The sequence below is a fragment of the Actinomadura sp. 9N215 genome (assembly GCF_044326345.1).
Taxonomy (GTDB): Bacteria; Actinomycetota; Actinomycetes; order Streptosporangiales; family Streptosporangiaceae; genus Spirillospora.
This window is the reverse complement of record NZ_JBIRBA010000002.1, coordinates 407,753-433,265: the sequence shown is the minus strand read 5'-3', so window position 1 is coordinate 433,265 and position 25,513 is coordinate 407,753. Positions and strand designations below refer to the sequence as shown.

Below are 25,513 nucleotides of genomic sequence, written 5' to 3'. Positions count from 1 at the left end.
CCCGGCGACAGGCGGTGAATTCCCCCGGCTCACGCGGGCGAAACTAGATCCACTTCCGTCCGGGCCCGCGCCGCGCCTTCACCGGCACCGGCGGCGTGGCCGCCGGTCCGCGGACCTAAACTCGTCTGCATGACGCCCCCCGGAGACGCCGCCGTCGAGCTGGACGCGCTCGTCAAGCGCTATGGCGCGGACGGCGGCGAGCGGTGGGCGGTGGACGGCCTGTCCCTCACCGCGGCCCGGGGCGCGGTCACCGCGCTGCTCGGCCCGAACGGCGCGGGCAAGACCACGACGATCGAGATCTGCGAGGGGTTCCGGCGGGCCGACTCGGGAACGGTCCGCGTCCTCGGCCTCGACCCCGTCGCCGACGGGCGGGCGCTGAAACCGAGGGTCGGCGTGATGCCGCAGTCGGGCGGCGTGCCCGGCACGGCCCGCGCGGGCGAGTTCCTGCGGCTCGTCGCCTCGTTCCACGCGACGCCGCTCGACACGTCCGCGCTGCTGGAGCGGCTCGGCCTCGCCGGGCACGCCCGCACCCAGTTCCGCCGCATGTCGGGCGGGCAGCAGCAGCGGCTGTCGCTGGCCGTCGCCGTCGTCGGACGCCCCGAGCTGGTCTTCCTCGACGAGCCCACCACCGGCCTCGACCCGCAGGCCAGGCACGCCACCTGGGAGCTCGTCGGGGAGCTCCGCGCCGCCGGGGTCTCGGTCGTGCTCACCACCCACAACATGGACGAGGCCGAACGCCTCTCCGACCACGTCGTCATCGTCGACCACGGCAAGGTCGTCGCCCAGGGCGCCCCGGAGGAGCTCACCGGCGCCGAGCGGCAGCTGCGGTTCCGCGCCCGTCCCGGCCTCGGCCTGGACGAGCTGCTCTCCGCGCTGCCCGCCGGGAGCGCCGCCAAGGAGTCGCCCGCCGGGCACTACCTGATCGAGGCGGACGTGAACCCGGAGCTGCTCGCCACCGTCACCGCCTGGTGCGCCTCGCACGGCGTCCTCACCGAGGACCTGCGGATCGAGCGCCGCACCCTGGAGGACGTCTTCCTCGAACTGACCGGACGGGAGCTCCGCTCGTGACCGCCCCCGCACCCGCCCGCATGGACCTGTCCCCGGCGCCCGGGGCCGTGCCGCTGCCGCGGATGATCCTGTCCCAGGCGGCCTACGAGGTCCGGGCCGTGCTGCGCAACGGCGAGCAGCTGCTGCTGACGCTGATCATCCCGGTGGCGCTGCTCGTGCTGTTCAGCGCCACGTCCCTGCTCGACCTCGGCCCAGGCCGCCGCGTCGACTTCCTCGCGCCGGGCGTCCTCGCGCTCGCGGTGATGTCCACGGCGTTCACCGGGCAGGCGATCGGGACGGGCTTCGAGCGGCGCTACGGCGTCCTCAAGCGGCTCGGCGCGACGCCGCTGCCGCGCGGCGGCCTCATCGCCGCCAAGACCCTCGCCGTGCTCGCCGTCGAGGCCGTGCAGGCCGCCGTGATCTGCGCGGTGGCGCTGGCGCTCGGCTGGCAGCCGCACGGCGACCCCTTCTCGGTGATCGTCCTGCTGCTGCTCGGGACGGCCGCGTTCAGCGGGTTCGGGCTGCTCATGGCGGGGACGCTGCGCGCCGAGGCCACCCTCGCCGCCGCCAACCTCGTCTACGTCCTGCTGCTGGCCGCCGGCGGCGTCGTCTTCCCGCTGGACGAGTTCCCGGGCGGCGTCCAGGACGCCTTGGAACTGCTGCCGATCTCCGCGCTGGCGGAGGGCCTGCGGGACGTCCTCCAGGACGGCGCGGCCCTGCCCGGCACGGCCCTCGCCGTCCTCGCGGTGTGGGCGGCGGCGGGCCTCGTCCTGGCCGGGAGGTTCTTCAGGTGGGAGTAGCGGATGGCGCTCGCTGAGGCGCCCGGGTCGTTCGGGGGCGCGTCCCCGGCCGCCGGGGCCCGCCGGACGCTCTCGCTCGGGTCGGTGCCGCCGCCCGCGCTGATCCTGCTCGGCATCATCTCGCTGCAGGTCGGGGCCGGGATGGCCAAGCACCTGTTCGACCGGCTGCCGCCGAGCGCCGTCGTGACCATCCGGCTGATCGCGTCCGCGATCGTGCTGGGGTTCCTGACCCGCAGGGCGCTGCGGACGATCCTGCGCGACCACTCCCGCTCCAGCCTCGCCATCGCCGCCGGCTTCGGGCTGGCGCTGGCGCTGATGAACTTCTCGATCTACCAGTCGTTCGCGCGGATCCCGCTGGGCGTGGCGGTGACGATCGAGTTCCTCGGCCCGCTGACGGTGTCGATCATCGCGTCCCGGCGCCCGCGGGACCTGCTGTGGGTCCTCCTGGCCGGCGCGGGCGTCGTCATGCTGGCCAGGGGCGGCGCCGCCGACCTCGACCCGGTCGGGATCGCGTTCGCGCTGCTCGCCGGGGCGTGCTGGGCCGGGTACATCCTGCTGACCGCCAAGGTAGGCCAGCGGTTCCCCGGCTCCACCGGCCTGGCCTTCGCGAGCATCGTCGGGTCGGTCGCGATCCTGCCGCTCGGCGTCGCGTCCGCCGGCTCGGCCCTGCTGGACCCGCTGCTCCTGCTGATCGGCCTCGGCGTCGGGCTGCTGTCGTCGGTGATCCCGTACTCGCTGGAGCTGGAGGCGCTGCGGCGGATGCCCGCCCGCGTCTTCGGGATCCTGATGAGCCTGGAGCCCGCCGTCGCCGCGCTGGTCGGGGTGGCGCTGCTCGGCGAGATCCTCACCGGACGCCAGTGGGCCGCGATCTGCTGCGTCATCATCGCCTGCGCGGGCGCCACGCGAAGCCAGAAGGACCCGCCCGAGGCGCCCGAAGCCTGAGCGAAGCGAACCGGGGGGCGTGGGGGGTCGCCCCCACCGGGCAAGGGCGTGAGTGGCGGGCGGCTGTGGCAGCGTGGAAGGATCGGATCAAGGATCGTCTCAGCGAGAAGGAGCCGCCGTGATCGGCCGGACCGACGACCAGGGGATGCCGCCCGAGTTCTTCGAGGCGGGGTCGGCGTCGTTCGTCGACCTCCTGCGCGTCCACTCCCCCGACCTGCTGCCCGTCAACCGGGTGCCGGACGGAGACGTCCCGGAGCTGCCGCACGGCACCACCGTCCTCGCGCTGAAGTTCCCCGGCGGGGTCATGATGGCGGGCGACCGGCGCGCCACCCAGGGCAACCGCATCGCCTACCGCCACCTGGACAAGGTGCAGCGCGGCGACGAGTATTCCGCCGTCGCGTTCGCGGGGACGGTCGGGCTGGCCCTGGAGATGGTCCGGCTGTTCCAGGTGGAGCTGGAGCACTACGAGAAGATGGAGACCGTCCCGCTGTCGCTGCCGGGCAAGGCACGCCGCCTCGGCGCCGTCATCCAGGCCAACCTCGCCCAGGCGCTGCAGGGCCTCGCGGTCGTCCCGCTGTTCACCGGCTACGACCCCGACTCCGGCGAGGGACGGATCTACACCTACGACATCACCGGCGCCCCGCAGGAGGCCCGCGAGTTCCACGCGGACGGCTCCGGCTCCCCGTACGCGCTCGGCGCGCTGAAGAAGCTGTACCGGAGCGACCTGTCGCTGGAGGACGCGGCGACGGTCTGCGTCCAGGCCCTGTACGACGCGGCCGACGACGACAGCGCCACCGGCGGCCCCGACCCGGCGCGGCGCATCTACCCGACGATCGCGGTCGTCACCGAGGACGGCTACCGGCGGCTGCCGGAGGAGCAGGTCGCCGCGATCGCCGACGACGTCATGCGGGCCCGGATGGACGCCCCGAACGGCCCCGTCGCGCCGCTGCGCTGACGCCCGTCCCAGCGGGGAGAACGTCGGACCCGGCTTCTAGACTCGGAAGCATGGCACGGGCGAACGACGAGGCTGCGGCCCTCATCCAGGAACTGGCCGACCTGCTGTCCATCACCGGCGGCGACGCGTTCAAGATCAGGGCGTACGAGAAGGCGGCGCGGGCGATCGCCGGCCATCCCGACGACGTCTCCGGCCTCGACCTGGCCGGGCTCCGCAAGATCCCCGCCGTGGGCGAGGCGATCGCGAAGAAGGTCGTCGACTACAACACGACCGGCACGATCCGGCAGGTCGAGGAGCTGCGCACGCAGATCCCCGCCGGGGTCAGGGCGCTGACCGCCATTCCCACGCTCGGCCCGAAGAAGGCCCTCGCCGTGTACGAGGAGCTCGGCATCTCCTCGGTGGACGACCTGGCCGCCGCCATCAAGGAGGGCCGCCTCCAGGGCCTGAAGGGGTTCGGCGCCAAGACGGAGGAGAACATCCTCCGGGGCATCGAGCTGATGCAGAGCGCCGGGGAGCGCGTCCTGGTCGACGCCGCCGCGAGCGTCGCCGACGAGATCGTCGCGGCGCTGTCCGAGCTGCCGCAGGTGGAGCGCTGCGCCCACGCGGGCTCGCTGCGCCGGATGCGGGAGACGATCGGCGACGTGGACGTCCTGGCCGCGTCCCGCGACCCGCACCCGATCATGGAGGCGTTCGCGGCGCTGCCGTTCGTCGCGGAGGTCATCGCGGGCGGCGACAAGAAGACCTCGATCCGCACCGCGAAGGGGCTGCAGGTCGATCTGCGGGTCGTCCCGCCGGAGTCGTGGGGCGCCGCGCTGCAGTACTTCACCGGGTCGCAGGCGCACAACATCCGCACGCGTGAGATCGCCGTGAAGGCGGGCCTCAAGCTGTCCGAGTACGGGCTGTTCGACGCGGAGTCCGACGAGCTGATCGTGTCGGAGACGGAGGAGGAGGTCTACGAGCGGCTCGGCCTCCCCTGGGTGCATCCGGCCCTCCGCGAGGACACCGGCGAGATCGAGGCCGCCGTCGCCGGGCGGCTGCCCCGGCTGGTCACCGTCGAAGACCTGCGCGGCGACCTGCACAGCCACACCGACCTGACCGACGGCGTCGCGTCCCTGGAGGACATGGTCGCCGCCGCGCACGCCCGCGGCCTGGAGTACTACGCGATCACCGACCACGCGCCCAACCTGGTGATGCAGCGGATGACGGACGAGAAGATGCTCGCCCAGCGCGACCAGGTCGCCGAGCTGCAGAAGCAGTACCGCGACCTGACGCTCCTGCACGGCACCGAGCTCAACATCGACCCGGACGGCGGCGTCGACTGGGAAGCCGACTTCCTGTCCGGTTTCGACGTGTGCGTGGCGTCCGTCCACTCCCATTTCACGCAGGACCAGGCGGCGATGACGCGCCGCTTCGTCCGCGCGTGCGAGAACCCGCACGTCCACGTCATCGGGCATCCCACGGCCCGCAGCATCGGCCGCCGCCCGCCGGTCGACGCCGACTGGGACGAGGTGTTCCGCGCGGCGGCCCGCACCGGCACCGCCATGGAGATCGACTCGTTCCCCGACCGGCTCGACCTGCCCGCCGACCTGATCCGCCGCGCGAAGCGGTTCGGCGTGAAGTTCTCCGTCGACACCGACGCGCACTCCCTCGGGCACCACCGCAACATCCGCTACGGCGTCGGCACCGCGCAGCGCGGCTGGCTGACGCCCGACGACGTCATCAACACCTGGCCGCTGGAGCGGCTCCGCGAGTTCCTGCGGAAGCGCTGAGGTCAGGCGGGCTGGGGCGTCTCGGCCGCCGCGGGAGCCGGCACCGGCTTCACGTCCGCCGGGACGGGCCCGCGGTCGCGGAGGGCGAAGTAGAGCCGGAACGCCGCGAGCCACATCAGCACGGCCCCGAGCATGTGCAGGAGCACCAGGCCCTCCGGCACGCCCAGGAAGTACTGAACGTACCCGACGACGCCCTGGGCGACGATGATCACCGCGAGTTCGTGCCCGCGCCGCCTGGCGGCGGGCGGGGCGCCCGTCCGGTGCAGGACGACGACCGCGAGCACCGTCAGGAAGGTGGTGGCCCAGGCCAGCAGGCTGTGGATGCGCGCCACGTCGGTGATGTCGAAGCCGTAGCGGCGGGACTCGGCGTCGCCCGCGTGCGGGCCGGTGCCGGTGACGACGGTGCCCGCGACCATGACGGCCGCGCACGCCACGAGCAGCGCGGCGGCGAGACGGCGCGTCCACGGCCCGGCGAGCCGCCGTGGCGGCGCGTCGCCCTCACCGGCGCGGACCCACAGCGCCACGCAGAACACCAGCAACGCGGGCGACACCAGGAAATGCAGGGACACCGCCGCCGGGTGCAGCTCCGTCAGGACGACGATCCCGCCGATCACCGCCTGCGCGACCACGCTCATCGGCTGCGCCAGCGCCCACCGCACGAGGCTCCTGCGGCGGGGGCGCAGCCGCAGCGCCGCGACGAACACCAGCGCGCCGACGGCCAGCACCACGAAGGTGATCAGCCGGTTGCCGAACTCGATCGACATGTTGAGCACGTGGTGCTCGGGGTTGTGCGTGGGGACGAGGCTGTCGCCGGAGCAGCGCGGCCAGTCGGGGCAGCCGAGCCCGGACTTGGTGACCCGGACGGCGCCGCCGCTGACGACGATGACGACGTTCCCGACGACGCCGAGGAGCGCGAGCAGCCGCAGCGACCGGGGCGTCGGACGCCACACGGCGTTCCAAGCCCGGTTCAGGAGGGTGGAGGACGGTCGCACTGACACGGCAACAATCGTATGGGCGGGTGCCCGTGCCCCCGATCCGCCCCCCGGTTACGTCCCGTACGGGCGCCCTGGAGGCTCGCGCGGGTCGGGCGGCGGCGTGAAACCGGACGGCCCCTGCCCCGCCCACGGCGGCCTGGGCGCTCCCGCCCACGGCGGGCCGGCGGCGCCCGCGCGCGGCGGCGTCCGCAGGAAGGCCTGCCTGGCCAGCGACATCAGGCCGAGCAGGGCGTCGCGGCGGGTGACGAACCAGCCCTGGTCGGCGACGCCCCGGTCGGCGCGCTTGTGCAGCAGCGCCAGCTCGGTCGCGGCGAGCTGGTAGTCGGTCATGGCGCGGGCCGCGGGCTTGCCGCCGACGGAGCGGGCCCAGCGGCGGGCGACGCGGCGGGACGGCATGGAGCGCAGCATCCGCACGTCCTGCGGCGTGACCAGGCCCGTCCCCGCGTACATCGGCAGGTACGCCTCGATGCGCCGGACGATGCCCCGGCGCTCCACGAACACGATGACGATCAGGGCGACGAGGATGCAGAAGTCCAGGACGTACACGACGGCGAGGCCGCCCAGGCCCAGCGAGGCGCCGCCGTTCCACAGCCCGTGCAGGACCATCGCGCCGAGCAGCCCCGCGACCGGCGCGGCGAACTGGCCCCGCCGGTGGGTGGCGGCGTAGGCGACGCCGAGCCCCGTCATCGAGGTGAACAGCGGATGGCTGAGCGGCGCGATGAGTCCGCGCAGGACGAACACCGCCGTGAGCTGCTGCGCGCCGCCCTCGTCGTAGGCGCGCATGTAGTAGGTGATGTTCTCCATCATCGCGAAGCCGAGGCCGACCATGGCGGCGTAGATGATGCCGTCCGCGAAGCCGTCGATCTCGTTGCGGCGGTACCACAGCAGGCCGAACAGGGCGGCGCCCTTCAGCGTCTCCTCGATGAGCGGCGCGCCGAACGCGGCGCTGACGAAGTGCCCCTCCGTCTCCCCGAAGATCGGCACGGTCACGTACAGCAGCCCGGCCGTGTTGAGGACGAGCGCGCCGAGCACCGCGATGCCCGCCCCCCACATGAAGGAGAAGACGAGGGCGCGCGGCGGCTCGGGCTCCAGCCGGTCGAGCGTCAGCGCGAGCGCGATCAGCACCGGGATCGGGACGATGGCGAGGAGGACGCCCACCCAGAAGCCCGCCCCGCCGAGCACGGCGGACAGGCCGAGCGCGATCAGGACGCACACGCCCGAGACCGTCATGCCGAGGATCATGCCGACCGGCGGCCGGCCGGGAACCCGTCCTTCGAGCACCGCCTTCGGGTCCACGTGCGTCATGACGCGAAGCGTAACGGCAGGCCCCCGAGAAGGGGGAAACGCTTAATACAGGATCGGGTCAACGGCCACTGCGGTGAACAGCAGCGCCAGGTAGACGTTCGACAGGTGGAAGAACCGCATCGGCCGCAGGTGGACACCGGTCACCCCGGCGCGCACCGCCCGCAGCAGCCGGTGGCCCTCGGCGAGGAACACCAGCCCGAGGACGACGGCGACGGCCCCGTACACCGGGCCCATCCCGGCGACCGGCCACAGCACCAGCGAGCAGGCGACGGTGGCGTAGGTGTAGGCGAGGCTCTCGGTGACGACGCGCCGCTCGGTCGCGACGACGGGCAGCATCGGGACCTTGGCGACCGCGTAGTCGTCGCGGTAGCGCATGGCGAGCGTCCACGTGTGCGGCGGCGTCCAGAGGAACACGACGCCGAACAGGACGAACGGCGTCCAGGCGAGGCCGCCGGTGACGGACGCCCACCCGATGAGGACGGGCATGCACCCGGCGATGCCGCCCCACACGACGTTCTGCGACGTCCGCCGCTTGAGCAGCAGCGAGTACACGAAGACGTAGAACAGGATCGCGAACAGCGACCCGCCGGCAGCGACCGGGTTGACGGCGAGCAGGAACCCCACCGTGGACAGCACCGCGAGCCCGACCCCGAAGATCAGCGCGCGGGCCGGGGTGACCTGGTGGCGGGCCAGCGGGCGGCGCCGGGTGCGGCGCATCTTGGCGTCGATGTCGCGGTCGATGTAGCAGTTGATCGCGTTGGCGGCCCCGGCGGACATGGTGCCGAACGCCAGCGTCAGCAGCACGGTGGACAGCTCGGGGACGCCGCCGTCCGCGAGGAACATCACCGGGATGGTGGTGATCAGGAGCAGCTCGATCACGCGCGGCTTCGTCAGCGCCACGTAGGCGCGCAGGCTCGCCCCGAACGTCCGGCGGGCGGCCGGGGCCAGGTCGAGAGCCGGCTCTGCGGCCACCGGCACGAGCGGGGCCACGGACGCACCGTCCTCCAGCCCCCACCCACCACCAGTCAACGGACTATCGTCGAGTTCACCGTCGACCTCGACTCCACGCTTGTTACTGAGCACCGTCACAATCGGGTCCACGTCCAACTAGGGATGAGAAAGTCGCGTACCACCTCGGCGGCGCCCCCGCGATCCGGGCCGGCCTCGGCTGGATGCAACTTCGGCTTCGTTGCTGCCGCGGCCGCTGTCGTCAACCGCGCAATCACTGTAGTGCGCCCCCTCCGGGGGTCACGCACCGGGTCACCGGATCACCGGTGCGGAGGGGTTAGCCCGCGGGACGTCCGGGCAGGGGTGCTTGGGGCGACGGCCCATCCCCCCGGGCCCCTGTCGCGGGGCGCGGCGGCTCGTGTCGCGTCCGGCCCCGCCTGCGGCGGACACCCCGCGCGATAGGCTCGCGAAGGGCGAGTCGTGATCTTCGCCGGCCGCGGACGGGGCGTCGCACGGGGCCGGCGGGGAGGGCGGGAAGACGCGCCGCGCCGCCGGACGTTACCGCCAGGGGCGGGCGCGCGGGCGGCGCACATCTGTACACCGGTTCGAGAGGAGCCTGGCGTTCCGTGAGCAGGGACAACAGCACGTTTGAGTGGTCCGACCAGGACCGGCGGGCGGTGGACGTGATCCGCGCCCTCGCCATGGACGCGGTCGAGGAGGCGGGGTCCGGCCACCCGGGGACGGCGATGAGCCTCGCGCCCGCCGCCTACCTCCTCTTCCAGCGGTTCCTGCGGCACGACCCGACGGACCCGCACTGGCCCGGACGCGACAGGTTCGTGCTGTCCTGCGGCCACTCCAGCCTGACCCTCTACATCCAGCTGTACCTGTCGGGCTACCCGATGACGCTGGAAGACCTGAAGGCCCTGCGCAAGTGGGGCAGCCTCACCCCCGGCCACCCCGAGTTCGGGCACACCGCCGGCGTGGAGACGACGACGGGCCCGCTGGGGCAGGGCGTCGCGAACGCCGTCGGGATGGCGATGGCGGCGCGCCGCGAGCGCGGCCTGTTCGACCCGGAGGCGCCGCAGGGCGACTCGCCGTTCGACCACACGGTCTGGGCGATCGCGTCCGACGGCGACGTCGAAGAGGGCATCAGCCACGAGGCGAGCGCCCTCGCCGCCCACCAGCGGCTCGGGAACCTGATCCTGCTGTACGACGACAACCACATCTCCATCGAGGACGACACCGCGATCGCGCTGTCGGAGGACGTCCGGGCCCGGTACGCGGCGTACGGGTGGGACGTCCACCACGTCGACTGGACGGAGAACGGCGACTACGAGGAGAACGTCTCAGCGCTGGCCGCCGCGTTCGAGGCGGCGAAGGCGGAGACGGCCCGGCCGTCGTTCATCGCGCTGCGGACGATCATCGGCTGGCCCGCGCCGAACAAGAAGAACACCGGCAAGATCCACGGTTCGGCGCTCGGCGCGGACGAGGTCGCGGCGACCAAGCGGCTCCTCGGCCTGGACCCAGCGGAGTCGTTCCACGTCCCCGAGGACGTCCTGGCGCACGCCCGGGAGGTGTGCGAGCGGGGCCGCGCCGACCACGCCGAGTGGGCCAAGGCGTTCGACGGGTGGCGGACGGCGAACCCGGAGCGGGCGGCCGAGTACGACCGGATCTCGTCGCGGACGCTGCCGTCCGGCTGGGACGGCGCGCTGCCGGAGTTCGAGCCCGGCAAGGACATCGCGACCCGCGCCGCGTCCGGGCAGATCCTCGCGGCGCTGGCGCCGGTGCTGCCCGAGCTGTGGGGCGGCTCGGCCGACCTGGCCGAGAGCAACAACACGACGATGAAGGGCGAGCCGTCGTTCATCCCGGAGGAGTTCCAGACGAAGGAGTTCCCCGGGCACCGGTACGGCCGCACGCTGCACTTCGGCGTCCGCGAGCACGCGATGGCGGCGATCTGCAACGGCATCGCGCTGCACGGCGGCACCCGCCCGTACGGCGGCACGTTCCTGATCTTCAGCGACTACATGCGCCCGGCGGTGCGGCTGGCCGCGCTGATGAAGCTGCCGGTCACGTTCGTGTGGACGCACGACTCGATCGGGCTCGGCGAGGACGGCCCGACGCACCAGCCCGTCGAGCACCTGTGGGCGCTGCGGGCGATCCCGGGCCTGGACGTCGTCCGTCCGGCGGACGCCAACGAGACCGCGGTGGCGTGGCGGACGATCCTCCAGCACACCGACCGTCCGGCCGGGCTCGCGCTGACGCGGCAGAAGCTGCCGACGCTCGACCGCGACGGCGCGCTGGCGTCCGCGGAGGGCGCCGCGAAGGGCGGCTACGTGCTGGCCGACGCGGACGGTGGGCAACCCGACGTGATCATCATCGCGACCGGCAGCGAGGTGCAGCTCGCGCTGGAGGCCCGCGCGGCGCTCCAGTCGGAGGGCACCCCGGCCCGGGTCGTGTCGATGCCGTGCGTGGAGTGGTTCGAGGCGCAGACCGACGCGTACCGGCAGGAGGTCCTGCCGCCGGGCGTGCGCGCCCGCGTGTCGGTCGAGGCCGGGATCGCGCTCGGCTGGCGCGCCTTCATCGGCGACGCGGGCGAGGCGGTGAGCCTGGAGCACTTCGGCGCGTCCGCCGACTACAAGACGCTGTTCCTGCAGTTCGGCATCACCTCCGAGCGGGTCGTCGCGGCGGCGAAGGCCAGCCTGATCAAGGCGAGCGTCAAGCACGCCGGGCGCGGCGAGACCACCGGCAACTGAAGGGGAGACTCAACGATGAGCGACATTCTGAAGGAGCTCTCGGACGAGGGCGTGTCGATCTGGCTGGACGACATCAGCCGCGACCGGCTGCGCACCGGCGACCTGGCGGAGCTGGTCAAGGACAGGAACGTCGTCGGGGTCACGTCCAACCCGACGATCTTCGCGAAGGCGCTGAGCAAGGGCACGGCCTACGACGACCAGGTCCGCGACCTGGCAGTGCGCGGCGTGGACGTCGAGGAGGCGTCCCGCGCGATCACCACCTACGACATCCGCTGGGGCTGCGACGTGCTCCGCCCGGTGTACGACCGGACGGACGGGCTCGACGGCCGCGTGTCGATCGAGGTCGACCCGCGCCTCGCCCGCGACACCCGCAGGACGGTCGCCGAGGCGCGGGCGCTGTGGTGGCTCGTGGACCGGCCCAACCTGTTCATCAAGATCCCCGCGACGCGGGAGGGCCTGCCGGCGATCACGGCGGCGCTGGCGGAGGGCATCAGCGTGAACGTGACGCTGATCTTCTCGCTGGAGCGCTACGGCGCGGTCATCGACGCGTTCTTCGCGGGCCTTGAGCAGGCGAGGGAGAACGGCCACGACCTGTCGAAGATCGCGTCGGTGGCGTCGTTCTTCGTCAGCCGGGTCGACACCGAGATCGACAAGCGGCTCAAGAAGATCGGCACGGACGCGGCGAAGGCGCTGGAGTCCAAGGCGGCCGTCGCCAACGCGCGGCTCGCGTACGCGCTGTACGAGGAGAAATTCGGCACCGGCCGGTGGAAGGCGCTGAAGGACGCGGGCGCCCGCCCGCAGCGTCCGCTGTGGGCGTCGACCGGCGTGAAGGACCCCGACCTCGCCGACACGCTGTACGTGGACGAGCTCGTCGCGCCCGGCACGGTCAACACGATGCCGGAGGCGACGCTGAACGCCGTGGCCGACCACGCGCGGCTGCGGGGCGACACCGTCCGCGGCGCCTACGACGACGCCCGCGCGCACATGGCCGCGCTGAAGGACGCCGGCGTCGACTACGACGACGTCGTGAAGGTGCTGGAGGACGAGGGCGTCGAGAAGTTCGCGGCCTCGTGGAAGGAACTGCTCGACTCGATCAGCGGCGAGCTGGAAGCCAAGAGGGCCGGCGCGTGACCTCGGTGGTGACCGCCGGGGGGATCTCGGTCACCATCCGCGGCGCCGTCGTCGACGAGAGCGAGACGGTCCTGGACCGGCTCGTCTCCGACGGCGTGCCGGGCTCGCTGACGTCCGGGAACGCCAACCTGTGGGGGCCCGACGCGGCCCCGCTGGCCGCCCGCCGCCTCGGCTGGCTCGGCCTGCCGGAGGCCTCGCGGTCGCTGGTGGGGCGGCTGGCCGATCCGGCAGGCGAGGCCAGGGACGCCGGTCTCGACCGGGTCGTGCTGGCGGGCGCGGGCGGTTCCGCGCTCGCCGCCGACGCCATGTTCCGCACGGCGGGCGGTTCCGCGGGGACGGAACTGATCGTCCTGGACACGTCCGACCCGCACGAGGTGTCGGGCGTGCTGGCGGGCGACCTCGACCGGACGCTCGTCGTCGTGGCCGGCGAGAGCGTCGAGGCGGAGTCGCTGCGGCGCGTCTTCGGGCGCGCGTTCTCCGAGGCCGGGCTGGGCGGCGCCGAGCTGGCCCGCCGGTTCGTCGTCGTGGCGGAGGAGGGCTCCGCGCTGGAACGCGCGGCCCTGGAGGTGGGGCACCATCTCGTCCACGCCGAAGCCGGCGTCGACGCGCGGTTCGGTGCACTCGGCGCGCGGGGCGTCGTCGCGGCCGTGCTCGCCGGGGTGGACGTGACCGTCCTGCTGGACGAGGCGTCCCGGCTGGCGCAGGCGCTGCGGCAGCCGTACGACAACCCGGCGCTGGCGCTGGGCGCGGCGCTCGGCTCGTCGGCGCTCGGCGCCCGCGACAAGCTCGTCATCGCCGACCACGGCTCGGGCCTCGGCGGCTTCGCCGCGTGGGCGGAGCAGCTGGTCGGCGGCGCGACGGGCAAGGACGGCAAGGGCCTGCTGCCGGTCGTCGTGGAGAGCGTCGACGCGCCCGGCTTCGAGCTGACCGACGACCTGCGCCGCGTCATCCTGGGCCGCCGCCCGGACGAGCCGGGACCGGGACGCGAGGCGGGCGTGAGCGTCGCCGGCCCGCTCGGCGCACAGTTCCTGCTGTGGGAGTACGCGGTCGCGGTGGCGTCCCGGGTGATCGGCGTGGACCCGTTCGACGAGCCGGACGTCCGCCAGTCGGCGGAGAGCACGGCGGCGCTGCTGCGCTCCGAGGAGGGCGCGGCGCCCACGGTCGTGCGGCGGCCGCCGGAGCTGGTGTCGGGCGCGGTGGAGGTGCACGCGCCCGAGGGCGCGCTGCGCGGTGCGCAGACCCTGACCGAGGCGCTCGACGTGGTCCTGGAGGACGTCCCGGACGGCGGCTACCTCGCCGCGATCGCCTACCTGGACCGGGTCGGGGACGCGGCGGCGACCGGGCTCCGCCCGCTGCTGGCGGCGCGGGGCGCGAAGGTCAGGCGGCGTCCGGCGCCCGTCACGTTCGGGTGGGGGCCGCGCGCCCTGCACGCCGTCGGCCAGTACCACAAGGGCGGCCCGCGCAACGGTGCGTTCTTGCAGGTCACCGGGGCCGTCACGGACGACGTCCCGGTCCCGGGCCGGCCGTACAGCCTCGGGGAGCTGCAGCTCGCGCAGGCGTTCGGCGACCTGCGGGTGGTGCGGTCGCTGGGCCGTCCCGCCGTCCGCCTCCATCTGCGCGACCGCGCGGAGGGCCTCGCCCAGCTCGCCGAGGCGCTCGCCTGACCGGTGCGCGGGAGCCGCTCAGCCGGGCCCAAAAGATCGATGGAGATGGTCGCGTATGCCCTTTCTCTCCTGAAACGATGGGGGCAGGGAGGGTGCAGTGTCCGGATTCGACGTACTGACGCGCGGCGACGTGCTGGACTCGGCGCTGCGCGCGAGGGACTACCTCGTGAGCTGCGGCGTCCCCGGCGCGCTCGCCGCGAAGGACCCGCGGCTGTGGGGCCGGCGCGCGGTCGACCACAGCCGGCTCGGCTGGCTCGACCTGCCGTTCGCCTCCCGCGGGCTGCTGAACCAGGTGGACGGCCTGGTGTCGGAGGCGCGCTATTCGGGGCTCGACCACATCGTGCTGATCGGCGTCGGCGCGGAGAGCCTCGCCGCACAGGCGATCATGGAGGCGCACGCGCCGCCGCCGTCCAACGGAGCCGCCGCGCGGGAGCCCGCCGGGCCCGGCCGGCCGGCGGGCGAGCTGACCGTCCTGGACGGCGGCGACACCGCAGCGCTCGCGTTCGCGCTGGAGCGGCTCGACCGGACGCTGGTCGTGCTGGCCAGCAAGGCGGGCGTGTCGCTCGAAGGCGACGCCTACCGCCGGATCTTCGCGGCCGCGTTCCGCGAGCGGGGCCTGTCGGAGCGGGAGATCGCGAGCCGGTTCCTCGTCGTCACCGACCACGGGAGCCCGCTGCACGACTTCGCCCGGCAGTGCGGCTACCGGATCGGGCTGACCGACCCGTACCTGCCCGGGCATTTCGGGGCGCTGTCGGCGTACGGGCTGGTCCCGGCGGTGCTGGCGGGCGCGGACGCGGAGCGGCTGCTGGAGGAGGCGGCGTCGCTGGCGCCGTCGCTCGGCAAGGACGAGGACAACCCGGGCCTGCTGCTCGGCGCGGTCCTCGGCGGCTGCGCGCAGCAGGGCCAGGGCGGGCTGTCCCGCGACAAGGTGCTGCTGCGCGAGCCCGGCGGGTCCGGCGCGCTGAGCGCCTGGATCTCCCAGCTCCTCGCCGTCGGCACCGGCAAGCGCGGCAAGGGCGTGCTGGCGTTCGAGCCGCCCGGCGGGCGCGGCGCGTTCCCCGACGTGCACGGCGTGTCGATCAACCCGGCGTCGGCGGCCGACGACGAGTCCGACACCTCGGTGTGGGCGCCGCTCGGCGCGCAGTTCCTGCTGTGGGAGTACGCGACGGCGGTCGCCGGGTGGCTGCTCGGGGTGAACCCGTTCGAGGCGGGCGGCACGGCCGTCCAGGAGGCGGAGGACGACGCGGCGACGCTGCTGCGCACGGCGGGCGACGGTCCGCCGGGCGCGGAGCGGCCGGTCTACGTCGAGGACGGCATCGAGGTGCACGCCGACTTCCCGTGGCCGCCGGGCGCGGAGCTGCAGACCGTCCTCGGGGGGCTGGTCGCGTCCGTGCCGTCCGACGGGTACCTGTCGGTCATGACGTATCTGTCGGGCGACTTCTCCGGGCGGTATCTCGCGCCGTCGCTCGCGCGCGCGTCCGAGCGTCCCGTGGCCTACGGGCCGGGGCCCGCCTACCCGCACGCGACGGGGCCGGTGCACAAGGACGGCCCGGGCAACGGCGCGTTCCTGATCGTCACCGGCGATCCGGCTCCCGGCGACGCGCTCGCCGGGCATCCCGTCCCCGGCCGCCCCTACAGCCTGGCGAAGCTGCAGGAGGCGCGGGCGGTCGGCGAGCTGCGGGCGCTGCGCAGGCGGCGGCTCCCGGTGATCCGGCTGCACCTGCGCGACCCGGTGGACGGCGCGGGCAGGCTCACCGAGGCGGTGCGGGCGGTGGCGGGGGCGCGCAGGCCGTGACCTTCACCGCCGTCGTCTCGGGGGAGACGGCCATCACCGCCCGAGGGCCGCTGAAGGAGGCCGCCGAGCGGGTGCTCGGCCGCCTCTGGATCGACGAGGTGCCCGTCCGGCTCGCCTCCGAGGACCCGTCGCTGTGGCCGTCCGCCGCGGCCGCGGGGGCGGAGGGCCGCGCGCTGTGCTGGCCCGGCCAGCCCGGCCCGGGGCGCGCCGCCCTGGACCGCGCCGAGGAGCTGCGCCGGCGGGCCCGCGCGGACGGGCTGACCGAGGTCGCGCTGCTCGGCCGCGGCGCCCCGGCCCGCGCCGCCGAACTGATCGTCGCCGCGCACCGCCACGCCGCGGACGACGCCCACGACGACGCGGACGAAGACGCGGACGACCCCCGCTCCCCCGTGGTGCCGCTCACGGTGTTCGACGGCCCGGAGCCGGGCCCGCTGCTGCGCCTCGCCGACGACCCCGAGCGCCTCGGCCGGACGCTGATCGTCGTGACGGGCGACGACCCCGGCACCGACGCGCTCCGCCAGGTCCTCGACGGGCTGCTCCGGGACGGCCTCGGCCTGTCGCCCGCCGAGATCGCGCGGCGGTTCGTCACGGTCGCCGAGCCGCGCGCCGCCGCGGCCAAGCTCGCGACGGAGGCGGGCCATCCGCTGATCGAGGCGCCCGCACCGACCGCGTTCGGCGCCCTGTCCCCCTACACGCTGGTGCCCGCGGCCCTCGCCGGCGCCGACGTCCCCGCGCTCCTCGACGACGCCACCGCCGTCCTGCCGTCGCTGACCCGGCCTGAGCAGAACCCGGGGCTCGTCCTCGGCGCGATCCTCGGCGGCGCGGTCCGCGCCGGGCGCCGCACGGCCGTGCTCGGCGGCTACCCGGCGGCGCTGCCGGGCATCGCGCGCTGGGTCGCGCTCCTGCTGGTGGAGACGGCGTGCGGACGGCTGACGCCGGTCGTCCAGGACGGCGGCCTCCCGCTGCGCCCCGCCGCCGACCTGTTCCTCGTGACGTTCGACGGCCGCCCCCGCCAGGACGACGCCACCGTCACCGGCCCGCTCGCCGCGCAGCTCGTCGTGTGGGAGTACGCCGCGGCCGTCGCGTCCTACCTGCTGGAGCTCGACCCGCTCGCGCCGCGGCACGGCGCGGCCCCGATGACGCTCGACGACGGCACCGGCGAGCCGCTGTTCGCCGACGGCGCCCCGGGCCGGGCCGTCGAGGTGCACACGACCGTCCCGGAGCTGATGGCGGCGCCCGGCCTGCCCGCGCTCATGGACGCGCTCGCCGCCCGGATCGGCGCCGACGAGCACCTCGCGATCGTCGCCTACCTCGACCCGGACGAGGCGCGCGGGCAGGGCGGGCAGGTCCGCCGGCTGGCCGCGCTGCTCGCCGCCCGCTCGGGCCGCCCGGTCACGGTCGACTGGGGCGCGGGTCACCCCGCGATCTGGAATGATCACCGGGACGGAGGCGTATACCTGATGATGACCGGGAACGTCGTCCGCGACGTGCCCGTCCCGGGCCGCCACCACCGGCTCGGCATGCTGCAGCTCGCCCGGGCGCTCGGGGACGCCCGCGACGCGCGCGCGGCCGGCCGCCCGGTGGTGCGGCTGCACCTGCAGGACCGCTGGGCGGGACTCGCCCGGCTGCTCGACTCCGCCAGAGAAGGGGAATGAGCACGCAGTGCGATCTCAAACTGCGCGACCAGAAGCAGTGCGATCACAAGCAGGGCGACCAAGAGCAGGGCGACCTCAGGCAGTGCGACCAAAGGCAGGGCGACCTGAAGCAGTGCGATCAGAGCGAGCGTCGACGAAGGGGACCACGTGACCGACCCACTGATCAGCCCGGCCAACCCGCTCCGCGACCCGCGTGACAAGCGCCTCCCGCGCGTGGCCGGACCGTGCGTGCTCGTGCTGTTCGGCGTCACCGGGGACCTGTCGCGCAAGAAGCTGCTCCCGGCGATCTACGACCTGGCGAACCGAGGGCTGCTGCCGCCTGGCTTCTCCCTGGTCGGCTTCGCCCGCCGCGACTGGGAGCACGAAGACTTCCGGCAGATCGCGTACGAGTCCGTCAAGGCGCACGCCCGCACCCCGTTCCGCGAGGACGTGTGGACGCACCTGTCGGAGGGCATGCACTTCGTCCCCGGAACGTTCGACGACCCGGGCGCGTTCGACGCGCTGTCGATGGCCGTCAAGGAGCTGGACGACACCCGCGGCACGGGCGGCAACTACGCCTTCTACCTGTCGATCCCGCCGAAGTTCTTCCCGAAGGTCGTCGAACAGCTGCGGCGCAGCGGCCTCGCCGACCGCGAGGACGGGTCGTGGCGGCGGGTCGTCATCGAGAAGCCGTTCGGCCGCGACCTCAAGACCGCGCAGGAGCTGAACGACACCGTCCATCGCGTCTTCCCCGAGGAGTCGATCTTCCGGATCGACCACTACCTCGGCAAGGAGACCGTGCAGAACATCCTGGCGCTGCGGTTCGCCAACACGATGTTCGAGCCGATCTGGAACCGCTCGTTCGTCGACCACGTGCAGATCACGATGGCCGAGGACATCGGCATCGGCGGCCGCGCCGGGTACTACGACGGCATCGGCGCGGCCCGCGACGTCATCCAGAACCACCTGCTGCAGCTGCTGGCGCTGACGGCGATGGAGGAGCCGACGTCGTTCAGCGCGGAGGCCGTCCGCGCCGAGAAGGCCAAGATCCTGTCGTCGGTGCGGGTGCCGGGCGACCTGGACGGGTCCACGGCGCGCGGGCAGTACGCGGCGGGCTGGCAGGGCGGCGTGAACGTCCGCGGCTACCTGGAGGAGGACGGCATCCCCGCCGACTCCCGCACCGAGACCTACGCCGCGGTCAAGCTGGAGATCGACAACCGGCGCTGGGCGGGCGTCCCGTTCTACCTGCGCACCGGCAAGCGGCTCAGCCGCCGGGTGACGGAGGTCGCGATGGTGTTCCAGCAGGCGCCGCACCTGCCGTTCTCGGAGACCGACACCGAGGAGCTCGGGCAGAACGCCCTGGTCATGCGGGTGCAGCCGGACGAGGGCATCACGGTCAGGTTCGGCTCGAAGGTGCCGGGCACCTCGATGGAGATCCGCGACGTCAACATGGACTTCGCGTACGGCGAGTCGTTCACCGAGACGTCGCCCGAGGCGTACGAGCGGCTGCTGCTGGACGTGCTGATCGGCGACCCGCCGCTGTTCCCGCGCCAGGAGGAGGTCGAGCTGTCCTGGCGGATCCTCGATCCGATCGAGGAGTTCTGGGCGAGCCGGGGCGGTCTCGACCAGTACAAGTCCGGCGGCTACGGGCCCGACAGCGCCGACGACCTGATGGCGCGGGACGGGCGCACTTGGAGGCGGCTCTAGATGAACATCGACCTCACCGGCACCACCACCCGGCAGATCCAGGACGCGCTGACGCAGTCCCGGCATCTGATGGGCGGCCCCGCCGTCGGCATGGTGCTGACCCTGATCATCGTGACGGACGAGTCGGCGCAGTACGACGCGGTGCGCGCGGCGACGGAGGCGGCGCGCGAGCATCCGTGCAGGGTGCTGACCGTGATCTCCCGCGATCCGCGCGGCAGCTCGTCCCGGCTGGACGCCGAGATCCGCATGGGCGAGACCGGCCCGGGCGAGACGGTGCTGCTGCGCATGTACGGGCCGCTCGCCGAGCACGCCGACTCGGTCGTCGTGCCGCTGCTGATGCCCGACACGCCGGTGGTGACGTGGTGGCCGGGCGGCAAGGTGCCGAAGGCGCCGGCCAAGGACCCGCTCGGCCGGCTGGCGCAGCGGCGGGTGACCGACTCCTACGCGGCCCGCGACCGGCTCGGCACCCTGGCGCAGCTCGCCGGCGGCTACCGGCCGGGCGACACCGACTTCACCTGGACGCGGCTGACCTCGTGGCGGTCGCTGCTGGCGGCGGCGCTCGACCAGGACCACGACGAGATCACGTCCGGCGAGGTGATGGCGGAGCCGGACAGCCCGAGCGCGGAACTGCTGGCGGCGTGGCTGTCGATCCGGCTCGGCGTGCCAATGGACCGGACGGTCTCGGAGGGCCCCGGCATCACGGGCGTCCGGCTGCGCACGACCGGCGGCGACATCGTGATCCACCGTCCGGACGGGCGGGTCGCGACGCTGTGCCGTCCGGGGCAGCCCGACCGGCAGGTGGCGCTGATGCGCCGCCCGATGTCGGAGCTGCTGGCCGAGGAGCTGCGCCGCCTCGACCCCGACGAGGTGTACCGCGACGCCGCGGCCCGGTTCGCCAAGGACCTCGCGGGCGGGACGACACGCGAAGGCACGGCGAGCGAGCCGCTGTCGGCGACGGCGGAGGCCGCGCAGACCGAGCAGGCCAAAGAGGAGGCCGAGGAGCGGGGGCGCGGCGAGGCGGAGGAGCAGCAGCGCGACCGTGCGGAGGACGCGTGATCCCCCTGTCGGTCCTGCTGCACCGCGACCAGGACGTCCTCGCCGAGGCGGCGGCCGCGCGGCTGGTGACGCGGATCGTGGACGCGCAGGCGGCCCGCGGCTCGGCGTCGGTCGTGCTGACGGGCGGCGGCGTCGGCACGGCGGTGCTCTCCGCGCTGTACGCGTCCGGGGCCCGCGACGCGATCGACTGGGGCCGCGTCGACGTGTGGTGGGGCGACGAGCGGTTCCTGCCCACCGGGGACCCGGAGCGCAACGAGACCGGCGCCCGCGCGGCGCTGCTGGACCACGTCCCGGTCGACCCGGCGCGGGTGCATCCGATGCCCGCGCCGGACGGCCCGGACGGCGACGACCCGGACGCCGCCGCCGAACGCTACGCCGCCGAGCTGCGGGCCGAGGCGCGTCCTGAAGACGGCGAGCAGGTCCCGGCGTTCGACGTGCTGATGCTCGGCGTGGGCCCGGACGCGCACGTCGCGTCGCTGTTCCCCGGGACGCCGGCGCTGCGCGACGAGCGTCCCGTGGTGGCGGTGCGGGACGCGCCGAAGCCGCCGCCGACCCGGATCTCGCTGACGTTCCCGTCGCTGCAGGCGGCGGAGGAGGTGTGGGTGCTGGCGGCGGGCGAGTCCAAGGCGGAGGCCGTCCGGCTCGGGCTGACGGAGCCGACGCCCGACCGGGCGCCGGTCGCGGGGGCGCGGGGCCGCCGGGGGACGCTGTTCCTCCTGGACAGCGCGGCCGCCGCCCGGCTCCCGCACGGCGCGGGCGGTCTCTCGGCGCCTTGACCCCAACCTGGAAGAACTCCACCATTCTTCGCGCTTTTGCATGCCTTGCGCAAAACCGTGCATACCCTGACGAAGGGACGCGTCGAGCGTAAGGAGTTCTCTGGTGCTCAAGGGTCGGACCGGGACGGCGATCGCGGCGATCGCGGGCGCGGCGGCCATCGCCGCCGCAGGCTGCTCGTCCGGGGGCGACGGCGGCTCCGGGGGCGGCGAAGGCGGCAAGGCCGAGGACGCGGTGAAGCTGGCCATCGCGCCCGCGACCGGCGCCCAGCAGATCGCGCCCGACCAGCCCGTCACCGTCACCGCGAGCAAGGGCAGGCTGACGAGCGTCACCCTCACCTACGGCAAGAAGAACGCCAAGGCCGAGGGGAAGCTCGCCGCGGACGGCGCCTCGTGGAAGTCGTCGTGGACGCTGCGTCCGTCCACGACGTACACGGTGACCGCGAAGGGTTCGGGCGAGGGCGGCAAGGAAAGCGCGGCGACGTCCACGTTCACGACGCTGACGCCGCGGAAGAAGCTGGAGAGCGGCATGTCGCCGCTGGACGGCGAGAACGTCGGCGTCGGCATGCCGGTGCAGCTGCTGCTGTCCAGGCCGGTGACCACGAAGGCCGGGAAGGTCGCCGTGGAGAAGGCCCTCGAGGTCCGGATGTCCAAGCCGGTGGAGGGCGCCTGGTACTGGGTCGGCGACAAGGAGGTCGACTTCCGGCCCCGCGAGTACTGGCCGTCCGGGCAGAAGGTGAAGGTCATCGCGCACCTGGCGGGCCTGAAGGCCGGCGAGGGCCTGTACGGGATGAAGGACCGCAGCGTCTCCTTCACCGTCGGCGCGCGGCACATCACCACCATCGACGCCAAGCAGCACCGCGCGACCGTCACCGACGGCGGCAGGACGGCGCGGACGATGAAGGTCAGCATGGGCAAGCCCGGCCACGAGAGCTACAGCGGCACGATGATCGTGCAGGAGAAGGCGGGCCGCATGGTCATGGACTCCGCGACCACCGGCAACCCCGGCGAGTACCGGATCAAGACGAACTACAACGTCCGCCTCACCTACAGCGGGACGTTCGTGCACTCGGCGCCGTGGTCGACCGACTCCCAGGGCAACGCCAACGTCAGCCACGGCTGCGTGAACGCGTCCCCCGGGGACGCCAAATGGTTCTACGACTTCTCCAACCGCGGCGACGTCGTGAAGGTGACCGGCACCACGCGGCAGCTCCAGTTCGGCAACGGCCCGACGCCGTGGGCGAAGTCCTGGCAGGACTGGCTCGCGGGCAGCGCCACCGGCAAGCCCGTCACGGCCGCACCGCTGAACTGACCCGCCGCGCGTCCTTTCCGCGGAGCCGGGCACACTGGTGGCCATGCAGAAGCTCTCGCTGGACGCACAGGTACGGGACCATCTGAAACGCGCCGCGGACGGCTCCACCGGGCGCAGCGCCTCGACCGTCTACGGCGGGCACGAGCGCGTCCTGCGGCAGACGCTGATCGCGCTGACGGCGGGCACGACGCTGGCCGAGCACGAGAACCCGGGCGAGGCGACGGTCATGGTCCTGCACGGCCGGGTGCGGCTGGCGAGCGGCGAGCACGCCTGGGACGGCATCTCCGGCGACCTCCTCATCGTCCCGGACGCGCGGCACAGCCTGGAGGCCCTGGAGGACGCCGCCGTCCTGCTCACCGTCGCCAAGCTCGGCTGACGGCCAAGGCCCGCCCGGGGCCGATACCAAAGTCGATGGGAAGCCGACCTGCGGCCACTGCAGGGCGGGCCGGGGGCGGTTAGCGTGGTCGGCGTGACTCTCCGCAGGTCCGCGCGCGAATGGGTGCGCGACGCCACCGTCGCGGCGGTCGCCCTGATGATCGGGCTGCTGGTGCTGGCGGGCGCCCGGGAGGACTACCCGCCGCCGCCCGGCTGGACCGACGACGTCCGGGAGGCCGTGCTCGGCGGCGCCGGCCTCCTGGTGCTGGTGCTGTTCCGGCGCCGGTGGCCGGTCTGGGTCGCGCTGTTCCTGACGTTCTACGAGGTCACCAACTCCGTCTCGTGGGGCGCCACGGCGATGAGCCTGTTCACCGTCGCCGTGCACCGCCGCTGGCTGCCCGCCGTGGCCCTCACCGCGCTGAACTCGGCGATCGTCCTGGTCCTGTTCCAGCTGACGGATTCGATGACGACCCAGCGGGAGCGCTGGGAGTCGTCCCTGGTGTTCGTCCTCGGCTACGCGGTGCTGGCCGCCGTCGGGATGCTCGTCCGGTCGCGGCGGCAGCTGATCGAGTCGCTGAAGGAGCGGGCCAGGTCCGCGGAGTCGGAGCAGCGGCTGCGGGTCGAGGAGGCGCGGCTGCTGGAGCGCGAGCGGATCGCCCGCGAGATGCACGACGTGCTCGCGCACCGCATCTCGCTCCTGGCCGTGCACGCCGGGGCGCTGGAGTTCCGCCCGGACGCGCCCGCCGAGCAGCGCGAGGCCGCCGGGATCATCCGGCAGAGCGCCTACGAGGCCATGGAGGACCTGCGCGAGGTGATCGGCGTGCTGCGGCGCGACGACACGCCCGGCGCCGGCGCGGACGCCGTCCCGGAGCGGCCGCAGCCGACGCTCGCGGACGTGTCCGGGCTCGTCCAGGAGTCGCGGCGCGCCGGAAGCCGCGTCACGCTGGACGAGAACGTCCCCGACCCGGGCCGGGTCCCGTCCCGGGTGGGGCGGCACGCGTTCCGGATCGTGCAGGAGGGGCTGACGAACGCCCGCAAGCACGCGCCGGGCGCCGCCGTCCGGATCACCCTCGACGCCGGTGAGGACCTGGACATCGAGGTCGTCAACGCGGTCCCGCCCGGCCCGTCCGCGCTCGCCATGCCCGGCGCGGGCGCGGGGCTCGTCGGCCTCGCCGAACGGGTCGCGCTGCTCGGCGGCACGCTGGAGCACGGCCGCACCGGCGACGGCCGGTTCCGGCTGCACGCCCGCCTCCCGCTCTAGATCCGAATGCCGCGCCGCGAGCCGGGAAGGGTCACCCCATGGCAGCGAACTCCTCCGACCGGCCCGTTCTCGAAGAGCTCGACCGCGCCGAGTGCCTGCGGCTCATCGCCGGCGGCTCCGTCGGACGCGTCGCGTTCGACGACGGCGAGGGGCCCACGGTCGTCCCCGTGAACTACTCCGTCGACGGCGACGCGGTGATCTTCCGCACGTCCGTCGCGGGACGGCTGAACCGCAGCCTGCTGACCGTCGTGGCGGGCGGGGAGGTCCGGGCGGCCTTCGAGGTCGACCGGTTCGACGAGTCGAGCCGCCAGGGGTGGAGCGTGCTGCTGCGCGGCGGCGCGCATCCCCTGACGGAGGCGGAGATCGGGCGGGTCGCGCAGGTCGAGCCGTGGCCGGGCGGGGAGCGCGACGCCTGGTTCCGACTGGCGGCGCGGGAGGTCAGCGGACGGCGCGTGCACCGGCCGTGAGCCGCCGGGGGGCCATAGGGTGGCGGGATGGACTCCCCACCCATCCGCGTCCTGATCGTGGACGACGACGCGCTCGTCCGGGCCGGCCTGTCGATGATGCTGTCGAACGCCGCCGACCTCGACGTGGTGGGGGACGTCGCCGACGGCGCGGAGGTCGTCGGGGCCGTCAACCAGCACCGGCCCGACGTCGTCCTGATGGACATCCGGATGCCCAGGCTCGACGGCCTCGCCGCGACCGAGCTGCTCCGCGCCCGCCGCGAGCCCCCGGAGATCATCATCCTGACGACGTTCGACACCGACGACCACATCATGCGGGCGATGCGGGCGGGCGCGAGCGGGTTCCTGCTGAAGCACACCCCGCCGCCGGAGATCGTCCGGGCGATCCGGCAGGTCGCCGCGGGCGAGCCGATGATGTCGCCGGCGGTGCTGCGCAAGATGATGTCCTACGTCGCCGGCTCCGGCGCCGACCCGCGCCAGGCCCGCGCCCGGGACCTGCTGGACCGGCTGAGCGACGGCGAGCGCGCCGTCGCCGCCCTCGTCGGACGCGGCCGCACCAACAGCGAGATCGGCGCGGAGCTGTCGCTCAGCGTCGCGACCGTGAAGGCGTACGTGTCGCGGCTGCTGACGAAGCTGGAGCTGAACAACCGGGTGCAGATCGCGCTCCTCGTCCACGACGCCGCCCTCGACGACTAGCCCGTGTCCGACAAAACACCGCCGCTGTGCGGCGGTGTTTTGTTTTGATGGGGTGTGTGGTCGGTGGACTCCGGTTTCTCGGTCTGCCGGGATTCGCAGCGACCAGGCCAAGATCGTAAAGCGCTCCCGGC

General features: G+C 73.9%; 21 protein-coding genes. 18 read left to right on the top strand and 3 right to left on the bottom strand.

From position 1 onward, the window contains the following. Positions 1–129: 129 nt before the first annotated feature. From ACH34T_RS04670 to polX, 5 genes are all read left to right on the top strand, one after another. Positions 130–1,068, top strand: coding sequence for an ABC transporter ATP-binding protein (locus ACH34T_RS04670; protein WP_395990683.1), 939 nt, complete (start codon positions 130–132; stop codon positions 1,066–1,068). A gap of 20 nt (positions 1,069–1,088) precedes the next feature. Further along, on the top strand, positions 1,089–1,847 hold the full coding sequence (locus tag ACH34T_RS04665; RefSeq protein WP_395990861.1) for an ABC transporter permease: 759 nt from the start codon (positions 1,089–1,091) through the stop codon (positions 1,845–1,847). A 3-nt stretch (positions 1,848–1,850) separates the two neighbouring features. Beyond that, on the top strand, positions 1,851–2,789 hold the full coding sequence (locus tag ACH34T_RS04660) for an EamA family transporter (RefSeq protein ID WP_395990682.1): 939 nt from the start codon (positions 1,851–1,853) through the stop codon (positions 2,787–2,789). Positions 2,790–2,934: 145 nt separating this feature from the next. Further along, on the top strand, positions 2,935–3,744 hold the full coding sequence (gene prcB / locus ACH34T_RS04655; protein WP_395990860.1) for a proteasome subunit beta: 810 nt from the start codon (positions 2,935–2,937) through the stop codon (positions 3,742–3,744). A 50-nt stretch (positions 3,745–3,794) separates the two neighbouring features. Continuing rightward, the gene (gene polX / locus ACH34T_RS04650) at positions 3,795–5,513 is read left to right on the top strand and encodes a DNA polymerase/3'-5' exonuclease PolX (RefSeq protein ID WP_395990681.1); all 1,719 of its coding nucleotides are present in this window, start codon (positions 3,795–3,797) and stop codon (positions 5,511–5,513) included. A gap of 2 nt (positions 5,514–5,515) precedes the next feature. Here polX and ACH34T_RS04645 read toward each other — a convergent pair whose 3' ends face one another. From ACH34T_RS04645 to ACH34T_RS04635, 3 genes are read right to left on the bottom strand one after another with little or no spacing between them, the layout of a single operon-like run. Further along, positions 5,516–6,511 carry a heme A synthase gene (locus tag ACH34T_RS04645; RefSeq protein WP_395990680.1) on the bottom strand — a complete coding sequence of 332 codons (996 nt, stop codon included), beginning with the start codon at positions 6,509–6,511 and terminating at the stop codon, positions 5,516–5,518. A 48-nt stretch (positions 6,512–6,559) separates the two neighbouring features. Further along, positions 6,560–7,813 carry a PrsW family intramembrane metalloprotease gene (locus ACH34T_RS04640; protein WP_395990679.1) on the bottom strand — a complete coding sequence of 418 codons (1,254 nt, stop codon included), beginning with the start codon at positions 7,811–7,813 and terminating at the stop codon, positions 6,560–6,562. A 42-nt stretch (positions 7,814–7,855) separates the two neighbouring features. Then, positions 7,856–8,803: a heme o synthase gene (locus ACH34T_RS04635; protein ID WP_395990678.1), complete on the bottom strand. Its 948-nt coding sequence runs from the start codon at positions 8,801–8,803 to the stop codon at positions 7,856–7,858. A 584-nt stretch (positions 8,804–9,387) separates the two neighbouring features. Here ACH34T_RS04635 and tkt point away from each other — a divergent pair. From tkt to ACH34T_RS04570, 13 genes are all read left to right on the top strand, one after another. Then, the gene (gene tkt, locus ACH34T_RS04630; RefSeq protein ID WP_395990677.1) at positions 9,388–11,514 is read left to right on the top strand and encodes a transketolase; all 2,127 of its coding nucleotides are present in this window, start codon (positions 9,388–9,390) and stop codon (positions 11,512–11,514) included. A 15-nt stretch (positions 11,515–11,529) separates the two neighbouring features. Further along, entirely contained in the window at positions 11,530–12,645 is a 1,116-nt protein-coding gene (gene tal, locus ACH34T_RS04625; protein ID WP_395990676.1) for a transaldolase, read from the top strand. Then, a complete protein-coding gene (locus tag ACH34T_RS04620) occupies positions 12,642–14,309 on the top strand; it encodes a glucose-6-phosphate isomerase (RefSeq protein ID WP_395990675.1) in 1,668 nt (555 codons plus the stop codon). The genes tal and ACH34T_RS04620 overlap by 4 nt, the downstream gene beginning before the upstream one ends. Before the next feature lie 97 nt (positions 14,310–14,406). Next, positions 14,407–16,104: a phosphoheptose isomerase gene (locus ACH34T_RS04615; protein WP_395990674.1), complete on the top strand. Its 1,698-nt coding sequence runs from the start codon at positions 14,407–14,409 to the stop codon at positions 16,102–16,104. After that, the gene (locus ACH34T_RS04610; RefSeq protein WP_395990673.1) at positions 16,101–17,759 is read left to right on the top strand and encodes a hypothetical protein; all 1,659 of its coding nucleotides are present in this window, start codon (positions 16,101–16,103) and stop codon (positions 17,757–17,759) included. Before ACH34T_RS04615 ends, ACH34T_RS04610 begins: the two co-directional genes overlap by 4 nt. Before the next feature lie 147 nt (positions 17,760–17,906). Beyond that, positions 17,907–19,445, top strand: coding sequence for a glucose-6-phosphate dehydrogenase (gene zwf / locus ACH34T_RS04605; protein ID WP_395990672.1), 1,539 nt, complete (start codon positions 17,907–17,909; stop codon positions 19,443–19,445). Beyond that, on the top strand, positions 19,446–20,501 hold the full coding sequence (locus tag ACH34T_RS04600) for a glucose-6-phosphate dehydrogenase assembly protein OpcA (RefSeq protein ID WP_395990671.1): 1,056 nt from the start codon (positions 19,446–19,448) through the stop codon (positions 20,499–20,501). It abuts the gene before it with no gap. Continuing rightward, entirely contained in the window at positions 20,498–21,277 is a 780-nt protein-coding gene (pgl, locus tag ACH34T_RS04595; RefSeq protein WP_395990670.1) for a 6-phosphogluconolactonase, read from the top strand. The genes ACH34T_RS04600 and pgl overlap by 4 nt, the downstream gene beginning before the upstream one ends. A gap of 103 nt (positions 21,278–21,380) precedes the next feature. After that, positions 21,381–22,586: an Ig-like domain-containing protein gene (locus tag ACH34T_RS04590; RefSeq protein WP_395990669.1), complete on the top strand. Its 1,206-nt coding sequence runs from the start codon at positions 21,381–21,383 to the stop codon at positions 22,584–22,586. 43 nt (positions 22,587–22,629) lie between these two features. Next, positions 22,630–22,962 (top strand): cupin domain-containing protein, encoded by a 333-nt coding sequence (locus ACH34T_RS04585; RefSeq protein ID WP_395990668.1) that lies wholly within the window; start codon positions 22,630–22,632, stop codon positions 22,960–22,962. Positions 22,963–23,055: 93 nt separating this feature from the next. Next, positions 23,056–24,222, top strand: a complete 1,167-nt coding sequence (locus ACH34T_RS04580) for a sensor histidine kinase (RefSeq protein ID WP_395990667.1) — start codon at positions 23,056–23,058, stop codon at positions 24,220–24,222. 38 nt (positions 24,223–24,260) lie between these two features. Beyond that, the gene (locus tag ACH34T_RS04575; RefSeq protein WP_395990666.1) at positions 24,261–24,689 is read left to right on the top strand and encodes a pyridoxamine 5'-phosphate oxidase family protein; all 429 of its coding nucleotides are present in this window, start codon (positions 24,261–24,263) and stop codon (positions 24,687–24,689) included. 27 nt (positions 24,690–24,716) lie between these two features. Then, positions 24,717–25,382: a response regulator gene (locus ACH34T_RS04570; RefSeq protein ID WP_395990665.1), complete on the top strand. Its 666-nt coding sequence runs from the start codon at positions 24,717–24,719 to the stop codon at positions 25,380–25,382. The last annotated feature ends 131 nt before the right edge of the window (positions 25,383–25,513 follow it).

Excerpts from the sequence above, each read along its gene's own strand:
- prcB (WP_395990860.1), top strand. The coding sequence starts at position 2,935 with ATGCCGCCCGAGTTCTTCGAGGCGGGGTCGGCGTCGTTCGTCGACCTC.
- ACH34T_RS04665 (WP_395990861.1), top strand. The coding sequence starts at position 1,089 with ATGGACCTGTCCCCGGCGCCCGGGGCCGTGCCGCTGCCGCGGATGATC.
- ACH34T_RS04660 (WP_395990682.1), top strand. The coding sequence starts at position 1,851 with ATGGCGCTCGCTGAGGCGCCCGGGTCGTTCGGGGGCGCGTCCCCGGCC.
- ACH34T_RS04600 (WP_395990671.1), top strand. The coding sequence starts at position 19,446 with ATGAACATCGACCTCACCGGCACCACCACCCGGCAGATCCAGGACGCG.
- ACH34T_RS04640 (WP_395990679.1), bottom strand. The coding sequence starts at position 7,813 with ATGACGCACGTGGACCCGAAGGCGGTGCTCGAAGGACGGGTTCCCGGC.
- ACH34T_RS04575 (WP_395990666.1), top strand. The coding sequence starts at position 24,261 with ATGGCAGCGAACTCCTCCGACCGGCCCGTTCTCGAAGAGCTCGACCGC.
- ACH34T_RS04670 (WP_395990683.1), top strand. The coding sequence starts at position 130 with ATGACGCCCCCCGGAGACGCCGCCGTCGAGCTGGACGCGCTCGTCAAG.
- ACH34T_RS04570 (WP_395990665.1), top strand. The coding sequence starts at position 24,717 with ATGGACTCCCCACCCATCCGCGTCCTGATCGTGGACGACGACGCGCTC.
- tal (WP_395990676.1), top strand. The coding sequence starts at position 11,530 with ATGAGCGACATTCTGAAGGAGCTCTCGGACGAGGGCGTGTCGATCTGG.
- polX (WP_395990681.1), top strand. The coding sequence starts at position 3,795 with ATGGCACGGGCGAACGACGAGGCTGCGGCCCTCATCCAGGAACTGGCC.
- ACH34T_RS04585 (WP_395990668.1), top strand. The coding sequence starts at position 22,630 with ATGCAGAAGCTCTCGCTGGACGCACAGGTACGGGACCATCTGAAACGC.